Annotated in this window: 20 protein-coding genes and 1 riboswitch; of the genes, 2 read left to right on the top strand and 18 right to left on the bottom strand. The window is 57.4% G+C overall.

The features are described from left to right. Positions 1 to 29: 29 nt before the first annotated feature. The 3 genes from RB2501_RS15375 to rsgA all read right to left on the bottom strand — a co-directional run bounded on the left by RB2501_RS15375 (position 30) and on the right by rsgA (position 1,817). Positions 30 to 356, bottom strand: a complete 327-nt coding sequence (locus RB2501_RS15375) for a nucleotide pyrophosphohydrolase (protein ID WP_015755798.1) — start codon at positions 354 to 356, stop codon at positions 30 to 32. Between the two features lie 61 nt (positions 357 to 417). Further along, a complete protein-coding gene (gene dtd, locus RB2501_RS15380; protein WP_015755799.1) occupies positions 418 to 870 on the bottom strand; it encodes a D-aminoacyl-tRNA deacylase in 453 nt (150 codons plus the stop codon). Further along, positions 867 to 1,817, bottom strand: a complete 951-nt coding sequence (gene rsgA / locus RB2501_RS15385) for a ribosome small subunit-dependent GTPase A (protein ID WP_015755800.1) — start codon at positions 1,815 to 1,817, stop codon at positions 867 to 869. Before rsgA ends, dtd begins: the two co-directional genes overlap by 4 nt. Before the next feature lie 94 nt (positions 1,818 to 1,911). Between rsgA and RB2501_RS15390 the strand changes: the two genes are divergently transcribed. Continuing rightward, a complete protein-coding gene (locus RB2501_RS15390; RefSeq protein WP_015755801.1) occupies positions 1,912 to 2,352 on the top strand; it encodes a hypothetical protein in 441 nt (146 codons plus the stop codon). Between the two features lie 81 nt (positions 2,353 to 2,433). Here RB2501_RS15390 and RB2501_RS15395 read toward each other — a convergent pair whose 3' ends face one another. From RB2501_RS15395 to RB2501_RS15415, 5 genes are all read right to left on the bottom strand, one after another. Beyond that, the gene (locus tag RB2501_RS15395; protein WP_041327334.1) at positions 2,434 to 3,108 is read right to left on the bottom strand and encodes a head GIN domain-containing protein; all 675 of its coding nucleotides are present in this window, start codon (positions 3,106 to 3,108) and stop codon (positions 2,434 to 2,436) included. 117 nt (positions 3,109 to 3,225) lie between these two features. Next, positions 3,226 to 4,308 (bottom strand): bifunctional 3-deoxy-7-phosphoheptulonate synthase/chorismate mutase type II, encoded by a 1,083-nt coding sequence (locus tag RB2501_RS15400; RefSeq protein ID WP_015755803.1) that lies wholly within the window; start codon positions 4,306 to 4,308, stop codon positions 3,226 to 3,228. A gap of 9 nt (positions 4,309 to 4,317) precedes the next feature. Continuing rightward, positions 4,318 to 5,178: a prephenate dehydrogenase gene (locus tag RB2501_RS15405; RefSeq protein WP_015755804.1), complete on the bottom strand. Its 861-nt coding sequence runs from the start codon at positions 5,176 to 5,178 to the stop codon at positions 4,318 to 4,320. After that, positions 5,179 to 6,351 carry a pyridoxal phosphate-dependent aminotransferase gene (locus RB2501_RS15410; RefSeq protein WP_015755805.1) on the bottom strand — a complete coding sequence of 391 codons (1,173 nt, stop codon included), beginning with the start codon at positions 6,349 to 6,351 and terminating at the stop codon, positions 5,179 to 5,181. Continuing rightward, positions 6,348 to 7,178, bottom strand: a complete 831-nt coding sequence (locus RB2501_RS15415; protein WP_015755806.1) for a prephenate dehydratase — start codon at positions 7,176 to 7,178, stop codon at positions 6,348 to 6,350. The genes RB2501_RS15410 and RB2501_RS15415 overlap by 4 nt, the downstream gene beginning before the upstream one ends. Before the next feature lie 389 nt (positions 7,179 to 7,567). On the opposite strand from RB2501_RS15415, the gene gldA reads away from it, so the two are divergent. Continuing rightward, the gene (gene gldA / locus RB2501_RS15425; RefSeq protein ID WP_015755808.1) at positions 7,568 to 8,479 is read left to right on the top strand and encodes a gliding motility-associated ABC transporter ATP-binding subunit GldA; all 912 of its coding nucleotides are present in this window, start codon (positions 7,568 to 7,570) and stop codon (positions 8,477 to 8,479) included. A gap of 10 nt (positions 8,480 to 8,489) precedes the next feature. On the opposite strand, the gene RB2501_RS15430 is transcribed toward gldA, so the two are convergent. The 10 genes from RB2501_RS15430 to RB2501_RS15475 all read right to left on the bottom strand — a co-directional run bounded on the left by RB2501_RS15430 (position 8,490) and on the right by RB2501_RS15475 (position 20,835). After that, a complete protein-coding gene (locus RB2501_RS15430; protein WP_015755809.1) occupies positions 8,490 to 9,200 on the bottom strand; it encodes an SIMPL domain-containing protein in 711 nt (236 codons plus the stop codon). Positions 9,201 to 9,306: 106 nt separating this feature from the next. Further along, positions 9,307 to 10,071 carry an SOS response-associated peptidase gene (locus RB2501_RS15435; protein ID WP_015755810.1) on the bottom strand — a complete coding sequence of 255 codons (765 nt, stop codon included), beginning with the start codon at positions 10,069 to 10,071 and terminating at the stop codon, positions 9,307 to 9,309. Positions 10,072 to 10,208: 137 nt separating this feature from the next. Further along, positions 10,209 to 10,907, bottom strand: coding sequence for an SIMPL domain-containing protein (locus tag RB2501_RS15440; RefSeq protein ID WP_015755811.1), 699 nt, complete (start codon positions 10,905 to 10,907; stop codon positions 10,209 to 10,211). A 206-nt stretch (positions 10,908 to 11,113) separates the two neighbouring features. Next, complete coding sequence (locus RB2501_RS15445) at positions 11,114 to 12,205, bottom strand: serine hydrolase domain-containing protein (RefSeq protein ID WP_148214404.1); 1,092 nt, start codon at positions 12,203 to 12,205, stop codon at positions 11,114 to 11,116. Further along, positions 12,202 to 12,969: a head GIN domain-containing protein gene (locus tag RB2501_RS15450; protein ID WP_015755813.1), complete on the bottom strand. Its 768-nt coding sequence runs from the start codon at positions 12,967 to 12,969 to the stop codon at positions 12,202 to 12,204. The genes RB2501_RS15445 and RB2501_RS15450 overlap by 4 nt, the downstream gene beginning before the upstream one ends. A gap of 2 nt (positions 12,970 to 12,971) precedes the next feature. Then, positions 12,972 to 14,069, bottom strand: coding sequence for an acyloxyacyl hydrolase (locus RB2501_RS15455; RefSeq protein ID WP_041327335.1), 1,098 nt, complete (start codon positions 14,067 to 14,069; stop codon positions 12,972 to 12,974). Positions 14,070 to 14,118: 49 nt separating this feature from the next. Continuing rightward, the gene (gene metF / locus RB2501_RS15460) at positions 14,119 to 15,069 is read right to left on the bottom strand and encodes a methylenetetrahydrofolate reductase [NAD(P)H] (protein WP_015755815.1); all 951 of its coding nucleotides are present in this window, start codon (positions 15,067 to 15,069) and stop codon (positions 14,119 to 14,121) included. Positions 15,070 to 15,113: 44 nt separating this feature from the next. Continuing rightward, positions 15,114 to 18,800, bottom strand: a complete 3,687-nt coding sequence (gene metH, locus RB2501_RS15465) for a methionine synthase (RefSeq protein ID WP_015755816.1) — start codon at positions 18,798 to 18,800, stop codon at positions 15,114 to 15,116. Positions 18,801 to 18,901: 101 nt separating this feature from the next. After that, positions 18,902 to 19,045, bottom strand: a riboswitch (SAM riboswitch). A 139-nt stretch (positions 19,046 to 19,184) separates the two neighbouring features. Then, positions 19,185 to 20,246 carry an NAD(P)/FAD-dependent oxidoreductase gene (locus tag RB2501_RS15470; protein ID WP_015755817.1) on the bottom strand — a complete coding sequence of 354 codons (1,062 nt, stop codon included), beginning with the start codon at positions 20,244 to 20,246 and terminating at the stop codon, positions 19,185 to 19,187. Position 20,247: 1 nt separating this feature from the next. Then, positions 20,248 to 20,835: a precorrin-2 dehydrogenase/sirohydrochlorin ferrochelatase family protein gene (locus RB2501_RS15475; protein WP_015755818.1), complete on the bottom strand. Its 588-nt coding sequence runs from the start codon at positions 20,833 to 20,835 to the stop codon at positions 20,248 to 20,250. Position 20,836 lies beyond the last annotated feature (1 nt).

Raw genomic sequence — 20,836 nt, forward strand, 5'->3', positions numbered from 1 at the left:
GGGCGAATTTAATGAACGACCAAAGATAGTTATTTCAACTTTTCATTCCCCTGGTGCCGGTCGTGATCGCGCCGGGCCTTCAGGTGGAGTTTTCGGTTGAATGCGGCTTCCAGGTCAATCCCGGTCTGGTTGGCCAGGCAGAGGACGACAAAGACCACATCGGCCAGTTCCTCCCCGAGGTCTTTCCCCCGGTCCGATTCCTTCTCGCTTTGTTCGCCGTAGCGGCGCGCGATGATGCGGGCCACTTCGCCCACCTCCTCGGTGAGCTGCGCCATATTGGTGAGTTCGTCAAAATAGCGGACCCCGTGGGCCTGTATCCAATTATCTACCGCCTGCTGTGCTCCCCTGAGTTCCATCGGAAATTGTTTTTGTCAAAACTACTTGTTCTGAATCTTTTTTACACAATAAAATGGGGCATTATTCCCGCCTCCGGCTGTCGATGGTGATGGTTACCGGCCCGTCGTTGACCAGGTGCACCTGCATGTCCGCCCCGAATTCCCCGGTTCCAACCGGGCGTCCGGTTAATTCTGCCAGGCTGGCGACGAAGGCTTCGTACATCGGCACCGCCTCCTCGGGCCGGGCTGCCCGGATATAGGAAGGCCGGTTGCCTTTTTTGGTGGCGGCCAGCAGGGTGAACTGGCTAACCACAATGGCCTGCCCGGAGCTATCGATCAGCGACCGGTTCATCTGCCCGTCCGCATCCGGGAAAATCCGCAGGTTGGCAATTTTCCGGCAAAGCCATTCCCGGTCCCCGGCGGTATCCCCGGTTTCCACCCCGAGCAGTATCAGCAAACCCGGGCCGATTTCGGAAACCGCTGCTCCCGCCACTTCCACGCGGGCCTCCCGGACCCTTTGCACCACAGCCCTCATGTTTCCTGAAAAGGATCCTGGCGGTAGGTGTCTTCCTCCCCGGTTACCATTTGCACATAGGACCGGTAGCGACTCTGCGGTATCCGACCCTCCCCGACGGCGTCTTTGATGGCGCAACTGGGCTCATCCAGATGGAGGCAGTTGTTGAATTTACACTGAGCCTTCAATTCAAAAAATTCCGGGAAATAATCCCCGATTTCCCCGGGTTCCATGTCTACCAGGCCAAACCCCTTGATCCCCGGGGTGTCGATAATTTGCGCCCCGAACGACAGGTCGTACATCTCGGCAAAGGTAGTGGTATGCTGCCCCTGCCGGTGCTGTTCCGAGATCTCCGAAGTCCGGAGTTCCAGACCGGGCTCAATCGTATTGACCAGCGTGGATTTCCCCACCCCGGAATGCCCGGCAAAAAGCGAAGTTTTGCCCTCCATGAGTTGCCGCACCTCTTCCACGCGCTCCCCGGTCCGGGCCGAAATCCGCAGGCAGGTGTAGCCGATATCCGAATAGAGACGGTACATCCGGTCTACCTCTGCCTCCATGGCATCCCCGGTGACATCGATCTTGTTGAACAGCAACACGCAGGGGATGGCGTAGGCCTCGGCCGTGGCGAGGAACCGGTCGATAAAAGCCGGGTACGTCCGCGGGTTTTCCAGGGTCACCAACAGGAAAACCTGGTCGATATTGGCTGCGATGATATGGGTTTGTTTGGAGAGGTTGACGGATTTCCGGACGATGTAGTTCTTCCGAGGTTCAATTTCCTCAATGTTCCCAACGGTTTCGTCCCCGATGGTTTCCAGACTGAAGCGCACCCTGTCGCCCACCGCCACCGGGTTGGTGCTCCTGATCCCCTGCAGTCGAAACTTCCCCTTGATCCGACAATTCTGGAATACCCCGTCTTCGTCCTTCACGGTATACCAGCTTCCTGTCGATTTATATACGGTTCCCTGCATTTCTTTTTTTGGCGCCGTCGCAAATTAAGAATTATCGCGTAACATTGTACCGACTTCCCCCGTCATTCATTCATAACATTTTAAACCCATTCGCATGAAAAAATTGATTTTTCTGACATTTTGCGTGCTCCTCGGCCTCCCGGGGCTCAATGCGCAGACGTACAAAGTGGTTACCAGCGTGGAATCAATCGTCCCGAACGGACTCGGCCGTTCCCGGATCATCAACGCCATGGAGGACAAAGACTACAAGGAATTCACCAGCGTACAGACCGAAGACGACAACACGCGGAACAAATCGGACCGCTCGGAAATACGCGTCAAGAATTTTGAAGAGACCAAGTTGCTCAACTTCTACAACCTCGGCGGGATCCGCTTCCAGAACATTGCGGCCAACGACGCGCTTATCACCTCCATGATCAACGACATGACTGCCAACGGATGGGAACTCGTCTTTGTGTCCAGTGCCGTGGAGAGCGAAGGCGGCAAAGGGGATGGCCAGGGAATCTTTATCACCCGGTATATATTCAGAAAATAGCCGGGCAGTTTAAGCCGAAAAACCCCGGGAGCCAGGTGCTTCCGGGGTTTTTCATTTGTCTTGTGAGATGACGCCGCAGACTTAGTCCTTCAGGTAGATGCGGCCGCCAAAAATCCGGTCTTTCTGCACGCGTTTCGGGTTCCCGTAAACATAGACATCCCCGCCAGCGCGGATCTGTATATCCACTTCCTCCCGGGCAAATAGTTCGGCTTCCCCCCCGGCAGATACCCGGATACTGCTCGTTTCCGTTTCCAGGTCCCGGCCCTCGAAGATTCCCCCGGTATTCAGTGTAATCACCTGGTTGGTTGCCAGGCCGGAGGCATAGACCATCCCCCCGGTCACCGCCCGGATTTCCGCATCCCGGACCTTCATCCCGACCTCGATCCGGGCCCCTTCCTGGGCACGGAGTTCAATGCGGTCCTGCTCAATCATTTCGTTGCAGGTAATCCGGGCCCCTTCATTGGCATCCACCACCAGGATATCCGTGTAATATACCTCGATCAACGTGTCCTCCCCCCGGAATTTCTTGTCGAATTCCATCCGCAGTTTCAGCACCCCGTCCCGGTTGACAAACTCGATATCGCCGGCCCGGTCGCCCTTGATGACGATCCGGTTCTCATCGGATCGGATCATATTGACCTCGATCAGGTCAAAGACTTTGATTTCGTGAAAATTGCCGACCTCCCGGTCGATCATCTGCTGGGCACTTGCCGTGCCAAGGCCGAGGACCAGCATGGCAATCAGAAATGTTCTCATTGAAGTTATGTTTTTTCGTTGCTATATCTATAAAGACGGGGGCAAGACCCGGTTGTTACACCTGGCTGCCCCCGAAATTTTAAACCCGCAACGCATCCGGCTGCCGGCAGTGCGGAATCAGTTGTTGATCACCTTCTCCTGGTGGTTGATGGATTCCTGGTGAATCGCCTTGAACATCCTCAGCACGAATTCCTCGCTGAGCCCTTTGGACTCCCCTTCCAGGATCATATTACCCAGGATGGCATTCCAGCGTCCGGTTTGCAGGACTGCCACGTTGCGCTGCTTCTTGAGCGCCCCGATTTCATCCGAGATGCGCATCCGTTTCCCGAGGGTCTCGATTAACTGGTTGTCGATCACGTCGATTTGGGCCCGTAAATTGCTCAGCTTGTTGTTGTATTCCGCTTCCTCATCGGTTTCCTTCCGGATCCTCAGGTCGTTCATGATTTGTACAAGTCGTGCCGGGGTTACCTGCTGGGCGGCATCGCTCCAGGCGTTGTCGGGGTCGCAATGGGTCTCAATCATCAGCCCGTCGAAGTTCAGGTCCAGGGCGGTCTGGGATACGTCAAAGATCAGGTCGCGCCGCCCGCTGATGTGCGACGGGTCGTTGATCAGCGGCAGGTCCGGGAATCGCGTCTGCAGTTCAATGGCCAGCTGCCATTCCGGGATGTTCCGGTACTTGGTTTTTTCGTAGGTAGAAAACCCCCGGTGGATCACCCCGAGTTTCCCGATGTTGGCAGAGTGCAGCCGTTCCACGGCGCCGAGCCAAAGCGACAAATCCGGGTTTACCGGGTTCTTGATCAGCACCACCTTGTCCGTACCCTCCAGGGCATCGGCAATTTCCTGGACGATAAACGGACTCACCGTAGACCGCGCCCCGATCCAGAGCAGGTCCACATCGTGTTCCAGGGCCAGGTCCACGTGGGCCCGGTTGGCCACTTCAGTAGCCGTTTTCAGCCCGGTCTCCTCCTTGACCTTCTGCAGCCATTTCAGGCCAATGGCCCCTACCCCTTCAAAATTCCCGGGGCGGGTCCGCGGTTTCCAGATGCCGGCACGGTAGTAGTTGACATCCGTGTCCTTGAGTTCGTGTGCAATTTCGAGCACCTGCTCTTCGGTTTCCGCGCTGCAGGGCCCGGCAATCACCAGGGGGTGCGGCAGATCCATATCATCGAGCCATTTGCGCAGTTGTGTTGAATTCTCCATAGTCTGTTTTCAGCTTTTATTCAGTGGTATTCCTTTTAATATTTCCCGTATGCGGTTGGTTTGCTCCATTGCCTCATAGAGGGCTTCGTACTGGTCGGAATCGAGCAGGGCCCGGAATTCCTTCAGGTTGGCGATATACTCGTCCAGGGTTTCCAGGACGTTTTTCTTATTCTGTTCAAATATCGGCGTCCACATGGCCGGGGAGCTCTTGGCCAGGCGTACGGTGCTCTCAAATCCGCTTCCCGCCATATCGAAGATATCCCGTTCGTTCTTTTCCTTTTCAATCACCGTCTTCCCCAGCATAAAGGAACTGATGTGCGACAGGTGGGACACATAGGCTATGTGCCGGTCGTGCGCCTCCGGGTTCATATAGCGAATGCGCATCCCGAGCTCCCGAAAGAGGTCCAGGGCGCGTTCCTGTATGGCAAATGCGGTCTCCTCCACCTCGCAGATGATATTCACCTTGCCGTCAAAGAGCCCCTCGACAGCGGCGGCGGGGCCGGTGAACTCCGTGCCGGCAATCGGGTGGCACGCCAGGAAATTCCGCCTTTTGGGATGTGAGGCCACCTCCCTGCAGATCGGGGCCTTGGTAGACCCCGCGTCGATCACCAGTGTCTCGTCCCCCACCCGGTCCAGGATTGAAGGGAGTTCCTCTACAATTCGGTCTACCGGGATACTCACCACCACCAGGTCGGCCGCGGCCAGGTCTGCATCCGATGCCTTCCCGCCTATCAGCCCCAGTTCCCGGGCCGCTTCCAGGTGGGCATCGCTGATGTCCATCCCGAGGACGGTTGCCTCCGGGTCGCTGCGACGGATATCCCGGGCCAGGGACCCGCCAATCAAACCGATTCCAATGATCACTGCCTTCATTTACACTTCCTTTTTGGTTACCGCCGTTTGAATCCGCCCGAGGGCTTCCCGGATTTTCTCTTCGGGCACGCACAGGGAGAAACGGATATAACCGGCCCCGCGACTCCCGAAGATTGTCCCGGGGGCTACAAAGATATTGTGGTTGTACAGGAGCCCGTCAATATATGTCTCCGCGTCCGGGCTGCCTTTCGGCAGACGGGCCCAGACAAACATCCCCACCGCTTCTTTGTCGTAGCTGCAGCCCAGCAGGTCGGCGAGTTCATGCACGGCAGCGCGGCGGCGGCTGTAGATGGCGTCGAGGCCCTTAAACCATTCCGGGTCGCTTTTCAGGGCGGCAATGGCCCCCTTCTGTATCCCGTAGAACATCCCGGAGTCCATATTGCTTTTTACCTTCAGCACCGCAGCGATCAGGCGTTTGTCTCCCAGCGCCATGCCCACGCGCCATCCTGCCATATTGAATGTCTTGCTCAGGGAGTTGAGTTCCAGGACGTGGCCGGAGGCCTCCGGGATATCCAGGATGCTGATAGGTTCCCGGGCGAGCACAAAACTATACGGATTGTCGTTGACCAGCAAGATCTGGTGCCTGTGGGCAAAGGCCACCAGTTCCGATAACTGCTCCCGGGAAGCCTTCGCCCCCGTGGGCATGTGCGGATAGCTCGCCCACATAATCTTTACCCCGCTGAGGTCCGACTGTGAAAGGGCCTCGAGGTCCGGGAACCAACCGGATTCCCCGGATAGCCGATAATGGATGGGTTCGGCTCCTACCAGGCGGGTCACTGCCGCGTAGGTGGGATATCCCGGATCCGGGATCAGCACCTTGTCCCCGGGGTTCAGGAAGGCCATGCTGATATGCATGATCCCTTCCTTGGATCCCATCAACGGGAGGATCTCCGAATCCGGGTCCAGGGAAACGCCGAACTTCCGGTTGTAAAATTCGGATATGGTCTGCCGGAGTTCCGGCAACCCCTGGTAACTTTGGTACTGGTGGGCCCCCGCTTCGCGCACCGAGGCCGTGAGGGATTCCAGGACGGCCTGGGAAGGTGCCAGATCCGGGCTGCCGATGCCCATATTGATCACCGGGCGGCCTTCGGCCATCAGGCCCCGCACCTCGCGGAGCTTGCTCGAAAAATAATATTCCTTGACCGCCGAGAGGCGGCGGGCTTCTTCAATCATATCCGTGCATTTTTGTATTCCCCCAGGACCCGGAAGTCCTCGGTCATTATCGCCAGGAGGGACTTTGCCTTTTCGAACTGCGCATAGGCCTCAAAGGTCACGTCCACAAAGAAGGAGTACTTCCAGGGGGTGTCGATCACCGGCAGCGACTGGATTTTGGTCAGGTTCAGGTTGCAGTCGCTCATCACGTTCAGGACCGTGGCCAGGCTTCCCCGTTTGTGGTCGGTAAGGAAGCGCATGGAGGCCTTGTTAATTGCATCCCGCGGCCATTCCTTGTTCACGGTTTTGACGATGATAAACCGGGTGGCGTTGTTGTTGATGGTCTGGATTTCGGAGGCCAGGATCTCCAGGCCGAATAGTTCTGCTGCCAGGGCCGGGGCGATGGCGCCGACACCTTTTAATTGTTCCCGGGCAATCTTCCGTGCGGGTTCCGCCGTATCGGCATCCTCCACAACGGTCATTTGCGGCTTCTCCTTCAGGTAGTCCCCGCATTGGAGGAGTGCCATCGGATGGCTTCGAACCACCCGGATATCCTCCAGGCGCTGCCCGGGAAGCGCCATCAGGTGGTGGTGTACGTTCAGGTAGTGTTCCCCGATGATATGCAGGCCGTTGTCACAGACCAGGTTGTAATTCGGAATGATGGATCCGGCGATGGAATTCTCGATGGCCATTACGCCTTTCTCCGCCTTTCCCTCAAGCAGGCTGTCTACCAGGCCGGTGAACGACATGCATTCCACCAGCTCGATCCCCTGCCCAAAATATTCCGAAGCCACCTTGTGGTGGTTGGAGCCTTCGATTCCCTGTATGGCAATTTTCCTGGGTTTCATATTCCGTATGCCTTCTGGCACCCCTAAAAAAAAAGTCCCGTTAAGAACGGGACCCGGTTTTATATACTTGTGCGTATGCTACAACGGTCCCGTACTCCCCTTAAAAAAGAAGTAAAAAAAGAAGCCGTTCCAGAAATACGTGGTGTTCATAACGAATTAATCGGGGCTAATGTAGCCATTAATTTTGAATGCCTGCCGGGCACCGTAAATTTTTCACAAAAAAATGCGAATCCGGGATGATGTTGCATTTTTTAAAACGAAATGCGCGTTTTAATGAGAATCCCATATTGACCAGGCAGGTGGCGGTTGTCCGATTTACACGGCCGAATGCGGCAAATACCGCATGGTAAATCGGGGGCAATCCGTATTTTTACCCAAAATAAACGCTCATGTCCATCCGCGTTACCGGTATTTCCAAGCGATTCGGGGCCCAGCTGGCCCTGGACGATGTCCATTTTTCGATTGGCAAAGGGGAAGTGGTGGGGTTTCTCGGGCCGAACGGGGCCGGGAAATCCACCTTGATGAAAATCCTGACCACCTATTACCGGGCGGATTCGGGGACGGCGGAAGTGAACGGGTTGGATGTGGCACGGCATCCGGAACAGGTGCAGCGTAGCCTCGGCTACCTGCCGGAACACAACCCGCTCTACCTGGACCTGTATGTCCGGGAATATCTCGGTTTTTGCGCATCCGTTTACCAATCGTCCCGGGATCGGGTGGCCACTGTGGTGGAGCAGACAGGTCTCGCCCCGGAGGCAGGTAAAAAAATCGGGCAGTTGTCCAAGGGGTACCGCCAGCGCGTGGGCCTCGCCGCAGCCCTGTTGCACGACCCCGATGTCCTGATCCTGGACGAGCCCACGACGGGTTTGGACCCCAACCAGCTCCTGGAAATCCGCAAACTGATCCGGGACATTTCCGGGGAAAAAACCATATTGCTCTCCACGCATATTATGAAAGAAGTGGAAGCCGTATGCGACCGGGTCCTGATTATCAACAAGGGGCGGTTGGTAGCGGATACCACGCTGCGGGAATTGCGCAAGGATGAAATGCAGGTCATCGAGGTGGAGTTCGACTACCGGGTGGAAGAGGTATTGCTCCAGCAGATCCCGCATGTAGACGGGGTGCGCAATACGGGGGGCTTTGTATATGAACTCCGTTTCAGCACGGAGAAGGATATGCGGCCTGCAGTGTTCGACTTTGCCCACGACAACCAACTCAAGACGCTGCAACTCGCCCGGAAGACCCGGAACCTCGAAGCGCTCTTTACGGAACTGACTTCCGGGGCATCAATCGCCGATTAAAGCGGCTCTATTAGTCTACCAATTGAAAATCGATGGTGGAGACTACCCGGACATTTTTGATCTGAGGGGTGTTCGCATCCCGGTTGCTGATGGTGAACAAGCCCTGGCGGGCCACCCGGATCTCCCCTACTTCTGAGTCCGAGTCCCGCGCAAACTTATCTGCCACCTCCCGGGCATTTTTAGTGGCTTCCTCTATCATTTCCGGCTTGATTTCGTTGAGGCCCGTAAAGATATACTCAATGGGCTCCCACTCATTCTTGGATGCGAAGAGAATACCTTCGGACAACAAACCGAGGGAGGCATCCAGGGATTTGAGGAGTTTGGGGATATCCGATGTCCGGACGGTCAGTTCGGATTTGGCCAGGTACCGGTACTTGTTGTACTGGGCGTTTGAATTGTAGAGGTTGGCCTGGGCATCGCTGATATTCACCACGCCCCGGGTCACCTCATCCGCATCGAACCCCTGGTCCATAAAGAACCGGTAAACCTGTTCATTCTGGGTTTCGATCTCCCGCCGGAGCGTCTGCAGGTCGTTCCCTGTCAATACAATGTTGATTGGCCAGACGGCCAGGTCGGCCGGGACTTCCCGTTCGGAAAGCCCTTTTACGGAAACATACCGGTCGAATTTCTTGCCTTTCAGGAAGGTCTCCCCGATAAAATACCCGGCAAGGGCAAGCCCCAGGGCAACTATCAGGGCCGGGATCCAATTTGTTTGTTTCATAAGTCTTCGGTTTTGGGATGTTAAGGAGTCCGTATTGCCCGGAGCCCGGATGGGGTCCAGTTGCGGGCCGCTGATAAATATACGGGCATTTCAGGGGATTCAGATTTCAGGTATCCAATTCGGGGTAGGCCACTTCTGTTGTTATTTCGGGTACATTCCCCGGGTAGGATTTGCCCCGCAACTTCCCGACTGTGTAGGCGGCGAGCTCCTCCTCCGGATAAGAACGGATCAATTCCTCAAGGGCCTGGCGGTCTGCCGCGTCCTGGCAGGGCTCCAGCCACTTATCGGCCAATTCGTCCGGCAGGATCAGCGGCATCCTGGGGCCCGCCAGCTTTGGGTTGTTGTGGATTCGGGCCATCATCGGGTTGCCCTCGGTGGTGACAATGGAAAAGGAGGTGATGACCTCCCCGGTCTCCGGATCCGCCCAGTCGCTGTAGAGGCCGGCCAGGATCAGGGGTTCCCCGTCCCTGCGGTGGATATAATGGGGATAGGTGCTGCCTTTGTGGTGGTGGTGTTCGTAAAACCCGTCAATGAATAGCAGGCAACGATTGCCTTTGGCTGCCAGGCGAAAAGCGGGTTTCTCAAAAATCGTTTCGCCCCGGGCATTCAGCGTACGGTTCCAAATCTGTTTTTGCTGGGCGGAATCTTTTACCCAGTGCGGGATTAGCCCCCAGGTGGCAACGGACGGGTATTCCGGGGATTCGTCCGTATAGATGAGCAGGCGCGGGTGGCTGAACCCGGATGCGTGGAAAAGGGGCAGGTCGGTAAAGGGCAGTAATTTTTCCCGAATCTCCCCGGCTGCCTCCTGGTCGCCCCGCCTCAGGGCGCGTTTTAACTGGGTCTCCAGGCTGGCCCGGATATCGTAGCACATATTCTTGGTTTTCTCCGGGGGCCCTGCCCCCTCCCGATTTATAAGTTACATCATCCCAATGCAAAAGATACAAAAAAACACCCCCAAACCAGGCGTTTAACTGCCGGGCCGGGCTGGGAACACGAGGTTGAAGCCGGCTATTCCAGGATAAACTTCACCTGGACGCTCACCTCCACCCGGGTCTTCTGGAAATCCGAGTCGACGGGCTGGTAGGCGTCCGCCTCCTGCATGGCGCTCATCTGGACTCCGGCGGCTTTGCCCCTGAGCATCGGGTAGACATTGTATCCGGAATCGGAAATATAGATGGCCCTGCCCAGCCCCTGCCCCAGGGCCTCGCTCATCATCCGCCCCTGTTCCCGCGCTTTGCGGACAGCAGCCGTCTTGAGTGCCATCTGCAGGGATTCCAGTTTGGAGTATTCGGTGCGATTCAAAGAAACATTGGCGATACCGAGTTTCTCCAATTCAAAGAGGACACGGCCCGCCATTTGCGCATCGTATACGACCAGTTCAAAAGATTTGTCTTTTTCCACTTCCTGCCCGCGGAGGAAGTACCGGCGAAAATCGCTCGAAAGACTTGCCACAGCCAGTTGCTTTTGAGTATCGACACCAATGGCTTTCAGGCGGGCCGACATTTGTTGTTCGAGCTCCTCTACAGTGGTGCGGCCCCGGGTATCGGATTCCTTCAGCAGGATCCCCAGGTAGATGCGATCCGGGATGACCAGGGTGTCTGCGGAGGCGGAAGTTTCCAGATAGGGCTGGTCCAGGAAATTTTTATTCTGGCCGGTGGCCGCGGCCGTAAACAGGAGCCCGGCAAAAAGGAACAATAGCTTTTTCATTTTTTTTAAATTTTTGTTACAAGCCTAATGTACAGGGATTGTGCCAAATTTATGCTTCCCCCCTACGCGGGAATACCCCAATGCGCATCGAGTGGAATGCAATGCGTCAAACAGCCGGTTGATTGAGGGAGCCGAATGAACCTGCCGCGCCTTCGGCAGGTTGGCCCGGGCATTCAATCCCCCGCATTCCATCCCCTCGCAGGTATTCAACCCCCTTTGTCCCGCCCGGCACTTTCCAGCCCGGACAAGGCGGCATCGATGGCCGTGTCGAGTACGGGCTGAACACCCGGATCCGTACAATTCATCAGCACAGCCAGCACAACTTCCGCATCCGGATAGACGAAAAAATTGCTGTATCCCCCCACTGCATTGCCCACATGACCATAGTACCGGCGGCCGGAGGCATCCCGGCCGACCTGCCAGCCCAACCCGTACCAGGTGGGGCCCTGGGGCGTTTCCCGCGATGTCAGGAATTCCGCGGCCAGATCCGGATTCACGGCAGAACCATCCAGATAGGCCTGGCCGAGCCTGCACACATCCCCAACCGTTGACAGGTAACCGCCCCCTGCGAGTTTGTACCGGTTGTCCACTGGCACGGCCCTTCGGAAGCCCCCGGCCCTTCGCGTATAGGGCTTGGCCAGGCCGTCGGGCAGCTGTTCGGGCTGCTCGGCCTGCGTATGTTCCATCCCAAGGGGTTGCAACACGAGTTCCCGTACCAATGCGTCAAACGGCATGCCCGCGGCCCGTTCCATCGCCAGGGAGAGCAATACAAAATCAAAGCTGTTATAGAGAAATCCGGTTCCCGGGGCAAATTCCAGGGGGTCGTCCCGGAATACTTCCAGGCTTGCCTCAATGGAATAGGGCCTGTTCAGGGCGTACTCCTTTCCCCGGTACCCCCGAAGCCCGGCCGTATGCGCGGCGAGTTGGTGGAGCAGGATGCCGTGGTCGGGATATTCGGGCACATAGCGCGCCAGCGGGTCGTCCAGTCGGAGCAGGCCTTCCCCCGCCATCCGCGCCAACGCCGTGGCCGTAATCGGTTTGGATACGCTGGCGATACGGAATAGCGTTTGGGGCGTGGCCGGAACCCCTCCTTCCAGGTCTGCATACCCGAAGGCGGCTTCGTGCACCCATTGCCCCCGGTGCTGGATACGCATTGCCAGGCCGGGAACCCGTCCACCTTCCGCCAGGTCGCCGAGCAGCCCGGCAGCCCCGTTCACCCATTCCGGACCGGATGGTTCCGAACGGGAGGCTGCTGAAGAAAAAACCTCCCTGATCTGTCGCCAGAAATTCCCCATCATTCCACAAATATCAATCGCCCCCGGTAACGTTCCTCCACATCCACAGTATCCGGCCGGTTGTAGCTCAACACATCCCCGTAGCCCCGGATAACCCCGTCAAGCCGGCCCGTCGGGTTTACGAGGACCTGGTTGCTGCCCCGGTGGTCCAGCGTCACCCGCCCGGATACCAGTTCGGAAGCCTCCACCCGGGAATCCCCGGCCGCAATGGTTACCCGCAGGGACCCGGCGGTACCGCGCAATTTAAAATAGGCAATCCCGTTGGCTACCAATCGGACTTCGCCGGCAGCCAAATCCATGTCAAAGGCACCGTCGGTGGTTTCCGTTTCGGGGTTGTTGAAACTCTCCGAAATCAGCGTCAGCGCATCAAAGGCCAGTACCCCGTCGCTTGCTATGGGCCATCCGGTACTGCTTCGGATGGTGCCGAGATCCGGGGCGGTTACGTAGAACGTGGTGAGCCCGTATTCGCGAAACAGGTTGCAGTTGTTGGAATCGCGCAACTCCAGTACGCCGTCTTCCACCCGGGCGGAAACCCCATCCCTGAGGTTCTTCCCGGTTTCCAGGACCACGCGTTGCTCCGGTCCCTGACGGACAACCAGGCGGACGTTTTCAAAGACTGTGATCTCCGAGAAGCCGGGCACGGCAATTTCCTCCCGCTGCAGATCGCCCGCAGATCCGAGGCAGCCCGCACCCTCCTTGCCGCATCCCCACAGCGATACGATCAGGGCGAACAGGCAAACGAACCGGTATGTGGCAGGTAATTTCATGGTCAGAGGCGGATTCCGATTGCAAATTCCAGGGCTTCGGCCTTGGCTCCGTGTGATTTCAGGCTGAGGGCGCCGAACCAGTTTGGCCCGAAATAGCGCTTGAGCCCGACCCGGTTGTAGGTTCGCCCTTCAAAATCAAAAGGGTAATATACGTAATAGCCCAGTTGGGTGATGACGCTGAGCTTATTGATAAAGAGCTCGTGGCCGATAAAAGCCCCGGCCCTTTTGTAGTCCGCATCCGGGTCTACGCCAAGTTCCGGGAAAGCTGTAGCCTGGAACCGGATAAGTTCCTTCAGAAAGTTGGAATAGAAGATGTCCGTACCCAGCTGGATGGCGCTTAACCGGCCGAGGCGCTTGTCCGCATAGGCGGAAAAAATGTAAAAGGGGAATTGCCCGGACCCCACCACGTCGCTTTCGTTCACGCCGCTGCGGAATGCCAGGTTAACCCGCAGGCGTTCCTGTACGGGATCTGATGATGTAACCCGGTACCCGGGTTCATCCGCCGGGGACAGGTCGTATAAAATCCCCGCAGTGAGCCCGAAGGTATTCGTGGAGGTATTAGGAGCCCGCAGGTTTGCGTTGGAATAATGCACCAGGGTTAGCCCGGCCCGGAATCCCCATCGATCCCAAACGCGTTGCCGGTAATATTGCAGCATCAGGTAGGTGGAACTCAGCAGGTGGGTGCCGTAGGCATTGTTGCGGAAATTTTCCGTCGCATCGTAGGGGTTGGTGTTATAGGCCACCCCCTGGCCGATCCGCAGCTGGAGGCTCCTTTGGAAGAAATAGAAATTGTAGTGGGCATACAGCCCAAAGTGCTGTCCCAGGGTTTCGTTCCGCATATCCTGATAGACAAAGGAAATGCCGGTATCCGGGTAATTGAACAGGGACTGCCAGGCTTGTGAGCCAAAGGTTTTGGTGTTCCAGCCCAGGATGATCCCGGAGGGATGGTTGCGAATCAGGTGGGAAATGTCCGTGTTGTGCAACAGGACGGACCCGTAAAACGCATTCAGATCCAGGTTGCGCACCGGCTGTTCTGCCTGGGCAAAAGTACGTGACAGGGCCAGCAACGCGGCAGAAAGAAACAGGATACGACGCCTCATGCCGACCAAAGGTAGTTTTTTTGGCCCACAGGCCGAAGCCGGGAACCGCCTAAAAAACGGCCTTGGCAATTGCCTGTATATTGTCGGATTTCCCCATGGAGTAATAATGCAGCACGGGTACGCCCGCCGCTTTCAGCTCCCGCGACTGTTCAATGGCCCATTCGATACCCACCTGCCGGACCGCCTTGTTGTCCTTACAGGCTTCCACGGCCTCAATCAGGGGTTCGGGCAGCTCGGTGCGGAAAACCTGGGGCAAGAGCTGCAGGTGCCGCTTTACCGCTATGGGCTTGATCCCGGGGATAATCGGAACGTCAATCCCCATTTCGCGGGCCAGATCTACAAATTCAAAGAATTTTTGGTTGTCGAAAAACATCTGGGTGACGATATAATCGGCGCCCAGGTCTACCTTGTGCTTCAGCCACTTGATGTCCGTGCGCAGGGAAGGGGATTCCAGGTGTTTTTCCGGATAGCCCGCCACCCCGATACAGAAATCCGAGCAATCGTCCGTCTCCACCACATCGTGGAGGTATTGCCCCTTGTTCAGGCAAACGATCTGGTCTACCAGTTCCGAGGCGTAGGCGTGCCCCCCCTGGGTCGGTTCAAAGTATTTCTGCTCCTTCATCGCATCCCCCCGGAGCGCCATCACGTTGTCGATGCCCAGGTAGTGGCAGTCCACGAGCAAATACTCGGTTTCCTCCTTGGTAAACCCGCCGCACAATACGTGCGGGATCGTATCCACATCGTATTTGTGTTTGATGGAAGCGCAGATCCCAAGGGTCCCCGGCCGCATCCGGGTCACCTGCTTCTCGTAGAGCCCGTCCCGATCGATGTAGACGTATTCCTCCCGGGAAGTCGTCACGTCGATAAACGGGGGCTTAAATTCCATCAGCGGGTCGATATTCCGGTAGAGCTCATCGATCCGGCGGCCTTTCAGAGGCGGGATGACTTCAAAGGAAAACAGGGTTTCCCTGGCATTTGCGATATGTTCGGTTACTTTCACGGGTTGAATTAGGTAGCTAAGTTATACATGGTCGGAGGTGTGGCTCATTGAACGGTTGCGGCTGCTTCTGCCAAATTGGGCTGCAGCCATTTTTCTGCGGTTTCCAGGGGGATTCCCTTGCGGTCTGCGTAATCCTCCAGCTGATCGCGCGTAATTTTCCCCAGCCCGAAATACCGGGCGCCGGGATGCGCAAAATAATATCCGCTGACGCTGGCCGCCGGCCACATGGCCAGGCTTTCGGTCAGTTCCACGCCGATGGTTTCTTCAACTTGCAGGACCTCCCAGATGGTCTGCTTCTCCAGGTGGTCCGGGCAGGCGGGATACCCGGGGGCGGGGCGGATGCCTTTGTATGCTTCGCGGATCAGCGCGTCGTTGTCCAGGGTTTCCCCCGGGGCATACCCCCAATGCAAAACGCGCACCTCCCGGTGCAGGTATTCGGCCGCCGCCTCGGCCAGGCGGTCGGCCAGGGCCTTGACCAGGATGCTGTTGTAGTCGTCCAGGCGGTCTTCGTATTCCCGGGCGAGTTCGGCTGCGCCAAATCCGGCCGATACGCAAAAACAGCCCATGAAATCGGAAATCCCCGAATCTTCCGGGGCGATAAAATCCGCCAGGGCGATGTTGGGTACCCCCTGTTTCTTTTTGGTTTGCTGCCGCAGGGTCCGGAAGGAGAACTCGCGGTTGTCATCCCGCCGGATGACGATATCGTCCCGACGGGTGGAGACTGCCGGGAACAAACCGAAAACGGCCCGCGCTGTCAGGGATTTTTCCCGGAATATCTTCTTGAGCATCTCCCGGGCATCCCGGTAGAGTGCCGTTGCCTGCTGGCCAACTACCGCATCCTCCAGGATGTCCGGGAATTTGCCGTGCAGGTCCCAGGACCGGAAAAAAGGCGACCAGTCGATAAACGGTTCCAGTTTGCGCAGGTCGATAGACTCGATTACCTGTACCCCCAGTTGTCGGGGGACATGTACCTGATCCGGGCCAAATTCCAGGCCGAGCCTGTTGGCGCGGGCAGCCTCCAGCGGAAGGTATTCCCGGATTTTACCGCGTTTCAGGAACTTTTCCCGGAAGGACTCGTAGTCGAGCTTCACGGCCTTTTTATACTCCTGGGACCGCTCTTCCTGCAACAGGTCGCCCACCACGGTCACCGCCCGGCTCGCATCGTTGACATGTACCACGGCAGCGCTGTATTGCGGATCGATCTTGACCGCCGTATGCGCCTTGCTCGTGGTTGCCCCGCCGATGAGCAGGGGTACGCGGAAGCCCTGCCGCTCCATCTCCCGGGCCAGGAAGACCATCTCGTCCAGGGACGGGGTGATCAGCCCGCTCAGGCCGATAATATCCACATCTTCCTCCCGCGCCTTTTCAATAATGCGTTCCGGGGGTACCATCACCCCCAGGTCCACAATCTCGTAATTGTTGCACGCGAGTACCACGCTGACGATGTTTTTACCGATATCGTGCACATCGCCTTTTACGGTTGCCATCAGGACCTTGCCGGCGGCCTGTTTGCTGCCGGGCTGGGCCGCCTTCGCCTCTTCGATGAACGGGGTGAGGTAGGCTACGGCTTTCTTCATCACCCGGGCCGACTTCACCACCTGGGGCAGGAACATTTTTCCGCTGCCGAAGAGGTCGCCCACGACGTTCATCCCGGTCATCAGGTGGCCCTCGATCACTTCAATGGGCTTCCCGGCCGCTTGCCGGGCCTCCTCCACATCCGCTTCGATAAACTGGTCGATCCCCTTCACCAGGGCCCGGGTAATCCGGTCCTGTAATGGGGCCTCCCGCCAGCTCATATCCGTTTTGCGGTCTTTTTGGGTCCCCTGTACGGTTTCCGCGTATTCCAGCAGGCGCTCCGTGGCTTCCTCCCGCCGATCCAGGAGGACATCTTCCACATAGCCCAGCAATTCCTTCGGGATGTCGTCGTAAACCTCCAGCAAGGTGGGGTTGACAATACCCATATTCATCCCCGCCCGGATGGCGTGGTAAAGGAAGGCCGAATGCATGGCTTCCCGTACCGGGGTATTCCCGCGGAAACTAAAGGAAACGTTGCTGACCCCCCCGCTCACGCTGCAATGGGGCAGGTTGTCCCGGACCCACCGGGTGGCTTCGATAAAATCCAGGGCGTTTCGGCGGTGCTCCTCCATGCCGGTAGCCACCGGGAAGATATTCAGGTCAAAAATGATATCCTCGGGCGGAAATCCGGCCTGTTCGGTAAGCAGGCGGTAGGACCTTTCGGCTATTTCGATCCGCCGCTCGAAGTTGTCTGCCTGCCCGGTCTCGTCAAAAGCCATCACGATGACCGCTGCCCCGTAAAGGAGGATTTTCCTGGCCTGTTCCAGGAAGACAGCTTCCCCTTCCTTCAGACTGATGGAATTGACCACGCTTTTGCCCTGCACCACCTGCAGCCCCGCCTCGATGATGTCCCATTTGGAACTGTCGATCATGACGGGGACACGCGCGATATCCGGCTCGGCCAGCATCAGGTTCAGGTACTTGACCATCGCCGCTTTCCCGTCGATGAGCCCGTCGTCCATGTTGACGTCGATAATCTGGGCGCCTCCGTCCACCTGGTCGCGTGCAATCTCGAGCGCCTCCTCAAAGTTGCCTTCCTTGACCAGCCGCAGGAATTTCCGGGAACCCGCCACGTTGGTGCGTTCCCCCACATTGACAAAATTGCTTTCCGGTGTAATCACCAGGGGTTCCAGCCCGGCCAACTTCAACTGCCGGGGTCTGCCGTCGGGAATCTGTCGCGGCTTGTATTCGGCCACCAGTTCGGCCAGGGCGCGGATGTGATCGGGAGTGGTCCCGCAGCAACCGCCCACGATATTCACCAGCCCTTTCTCCAGGTATTCCCGTACCTGCCGGGCCATTTGCGCCGGGTTCTGGTCGTATTCCCCAAAGGCATTGGGCAAGCCTGCATTCGGGTGGGCCGAAACGGCCACGCCGGCACGCGCGGAGAGGACCTCCAGGTGGGGCACCAGCTGGGATGCGCCCAGGGCGCAATTCAGGCCGATGGAGAGCATCGGGATATGTGAGACCGATACCAGGAAGGCTTCCGCAGTTTGTCCCGACAAGGTTCTCCCGGAGGCGTCCGTGATGGTGCCGCTGACCATTACGGGCGTGTCGATGCCCCGTTCCGATTTGAGTTCTTCAATGGCAAATAGTGCCGCCTTGGCGTTCAGCGTATCGAAGACGGTTTCCACCAGAAACAGGTCCACCCCCCCGTCGAGCAGGCCTGCAGCCTGTTCCCGGTAGGCCAGCCGGAGGGCTTCAAAATCAATGGCGCGATAACCCGGGTCATTCACATCCGGCGACATACTGGCCGTTTTGTTGGTCGGACCCAGGCTCCCGGCCACAAATCGGGGTTTCGCCGGGTTGGCCCGGGTGGCGGCTTCGGCTTCCCGTTTGGCAATTTCCGCGGCGGCCCGGTTGATTTCGTACACGAATTCCTGCATGCCGTAATCCGCCATGCCCACGGAAGTTGCCGAGAAGGTGTTGGTTTCCAGGATATCCGCCCCCGCCTCCAGATAGGCGCGGTGGATCTCGCCCAATGCCTTTGGCTGGGTCAGGGAAAGCAGGTCGTTGTTGCCCTGAAGCGGCTGGGGCCAGTCCGCAAACCGGTCACCCCGGTAATCGGCTTCCGTAAAGCCGTACCGCTGCAACATGGTCCCCATGGCGCCGTCCAGCACCAGGATTCTTTCAGTCAGCAAGTCGCTCAGGTTGTGCATGGTATGTTTTGTTTGGGTTCACCGCAGGCCGGACCTGCCGGCAGGCCGGTCAGGCGTATCGAAATCAAGAAAGTTCTGGAACAATGAGCCACTGTGGCTAATGGTTATCTGTCCGGGCAGCGGTTTCCGGTGCGGGTAGCCACCGGGCTGCAGGATAGAATGTAGCACCTTCTTTTGCCCCGGACAGGGGTAAAGGGTTGCTAAGGTTTCACCGGGTCTATTCCCTCCACCTTTCTTGATAACGCTCAGGCTGGCAATGAACAGTTGCAAAGTAACGGTACGCCTGCTTCAAAAGCAAACATTCCCATTTCTTTTTAGGCTTTAAAAAAAGCCCGGCCCCCTGAAATTACAGGGTTCCGGGCCAAGCCAACTAATTGTAGGATCTCAGGCAATAGCCTGTATGACTTCTTTTTTCGCTTCCTTTTTACTCCCGTCAAACCCGGTGACCCCGCCCACGGTAGTGTACTTCATCACGTAGCGTTTACCCGGGTTTACCACCTGGTAGGCACTCTGGCACATTACAGCCGCCTCGTGGAAACCGGAGAGGATCAGCTTGAGTTTCCCGGGATACGTGTTCACGTCCCCGATGGCATAGACCCCCGGGATATTGGTCTGGTAATCGTAGGCGTTATTAACCTTGATGGCATTCCGCTCGATCTCCAGGCCCCAGTCGCCTATGGGCCCGAGCTTGGGCGACAGGCCGAATAACGGGATAAAATGGTCTGCCTCCACGTACGATTCGCCCCGCTCCTGGTCATTATAGGAGACGACGACGGCTTCCAGGTGGGCATCGCCGTAGAGCCGCGTCACCTGCGCCTCCGTATAGAGCCGGATCTTCCCGGCAGCCGCCAGGGCCGATGCCTTTTCCACAGAATCCAGGGCACCCCGGAATTCATTCCTCCGGTGCACGAGGCTCACCTCGGCGGCCACATCGGCCAAGAAGATGGACCAGTCCAGGGCCGAATCGCCACCACCGGCTATGACCACTTTTTTATCGCGGAATACCTCGGGGTCCCGAACCATATAACTCACGCCCCGATCCTCAAAATCCGCGAGGTTGTCGATCTGGGGTTTCCGCGGTTCAAAAGAGCCCAGCCCGCCGGCAATAACCACGACAGGCGCCTTGTGGCGTGTTCCCCGATTGGTGGTCACCACAAATTGGCCGTCCTCCTGTTTCTCCAGGGTCTCGGCGCGTTCGCCCAGGGTGAAACCCGGGTTGAAGGGTCGGATTTGTTCCATAAGCCGGTCTACCAGGTCGCCCGCCAGGATCTCCGGGTAAGCCGGGATATCGTAGATGGGCTTTTTCGGGTAGATCTCCGCACACTGCCCGCCGGGCTGTGGCAGCGCATCGATCAGGTGGCATTTGAGCTGGAGCAATCCGGCTTCGAATACGGTGAACAGCCCGGTGGGGCCTGCGCCAATGATCAGGATATCGGTTTGTATCATGCTAAATTTCTGTTTTTTGGGCTACCAGCTTTTGGGTAACTTCATTCATCTCGTTTACTTTGGCCTCAAAATCCCCGGCCAGGGTTTTCCGGTACGCGTTCAGGTACTCCACCATCCGGCTGATATCATCCGGGAGCACGGCTTCGAAAAATTGCCGGAGCCGTTTGGCTGTGGTCGGCGACTTGCCGTTTGTACTGATGGCGATCTTCACATGTCCCTTGGTGACAATTCCGCCCATATAAAAATCGCACAGGGGCGGGTTGTCCGCTACATTTACCAGAATGTGTCGCTGACGGCAGTCTGCAAAGATCTTTTCATTGACCTTCGGGTTATCCGTGGTGGCAATCACCAGATGCTGGTCCTGCAGGTATCCCGGATGGTATTCCGATTCAATCAGCTTTGCGCCGAATTCGCCGGCCAGCCTCCGGGTATCCTCCCTGAAAAACGGGGCCACCAGGGTTACCCGGGCGTCCGGGCTGGACTTGGTCAGGAAATACAATTTTTCCTCGGCCACATATCCGCCGCCGACAATGAGGATATCCAGCGTCCGGCATTTCAGGAATATGGGGTACAGATTATTTCGTTCCATG

Source organism: Robiginitalea biformata HTCC2501 (assembly GCF_000024125.1).
Taxonomy (GTDB): Bacteria; Bacteroidota; Bacteroidia; order Flavobacteriales; family Flavobacteriaceae; genus Robiginitalea; species Robiginitalea biformata.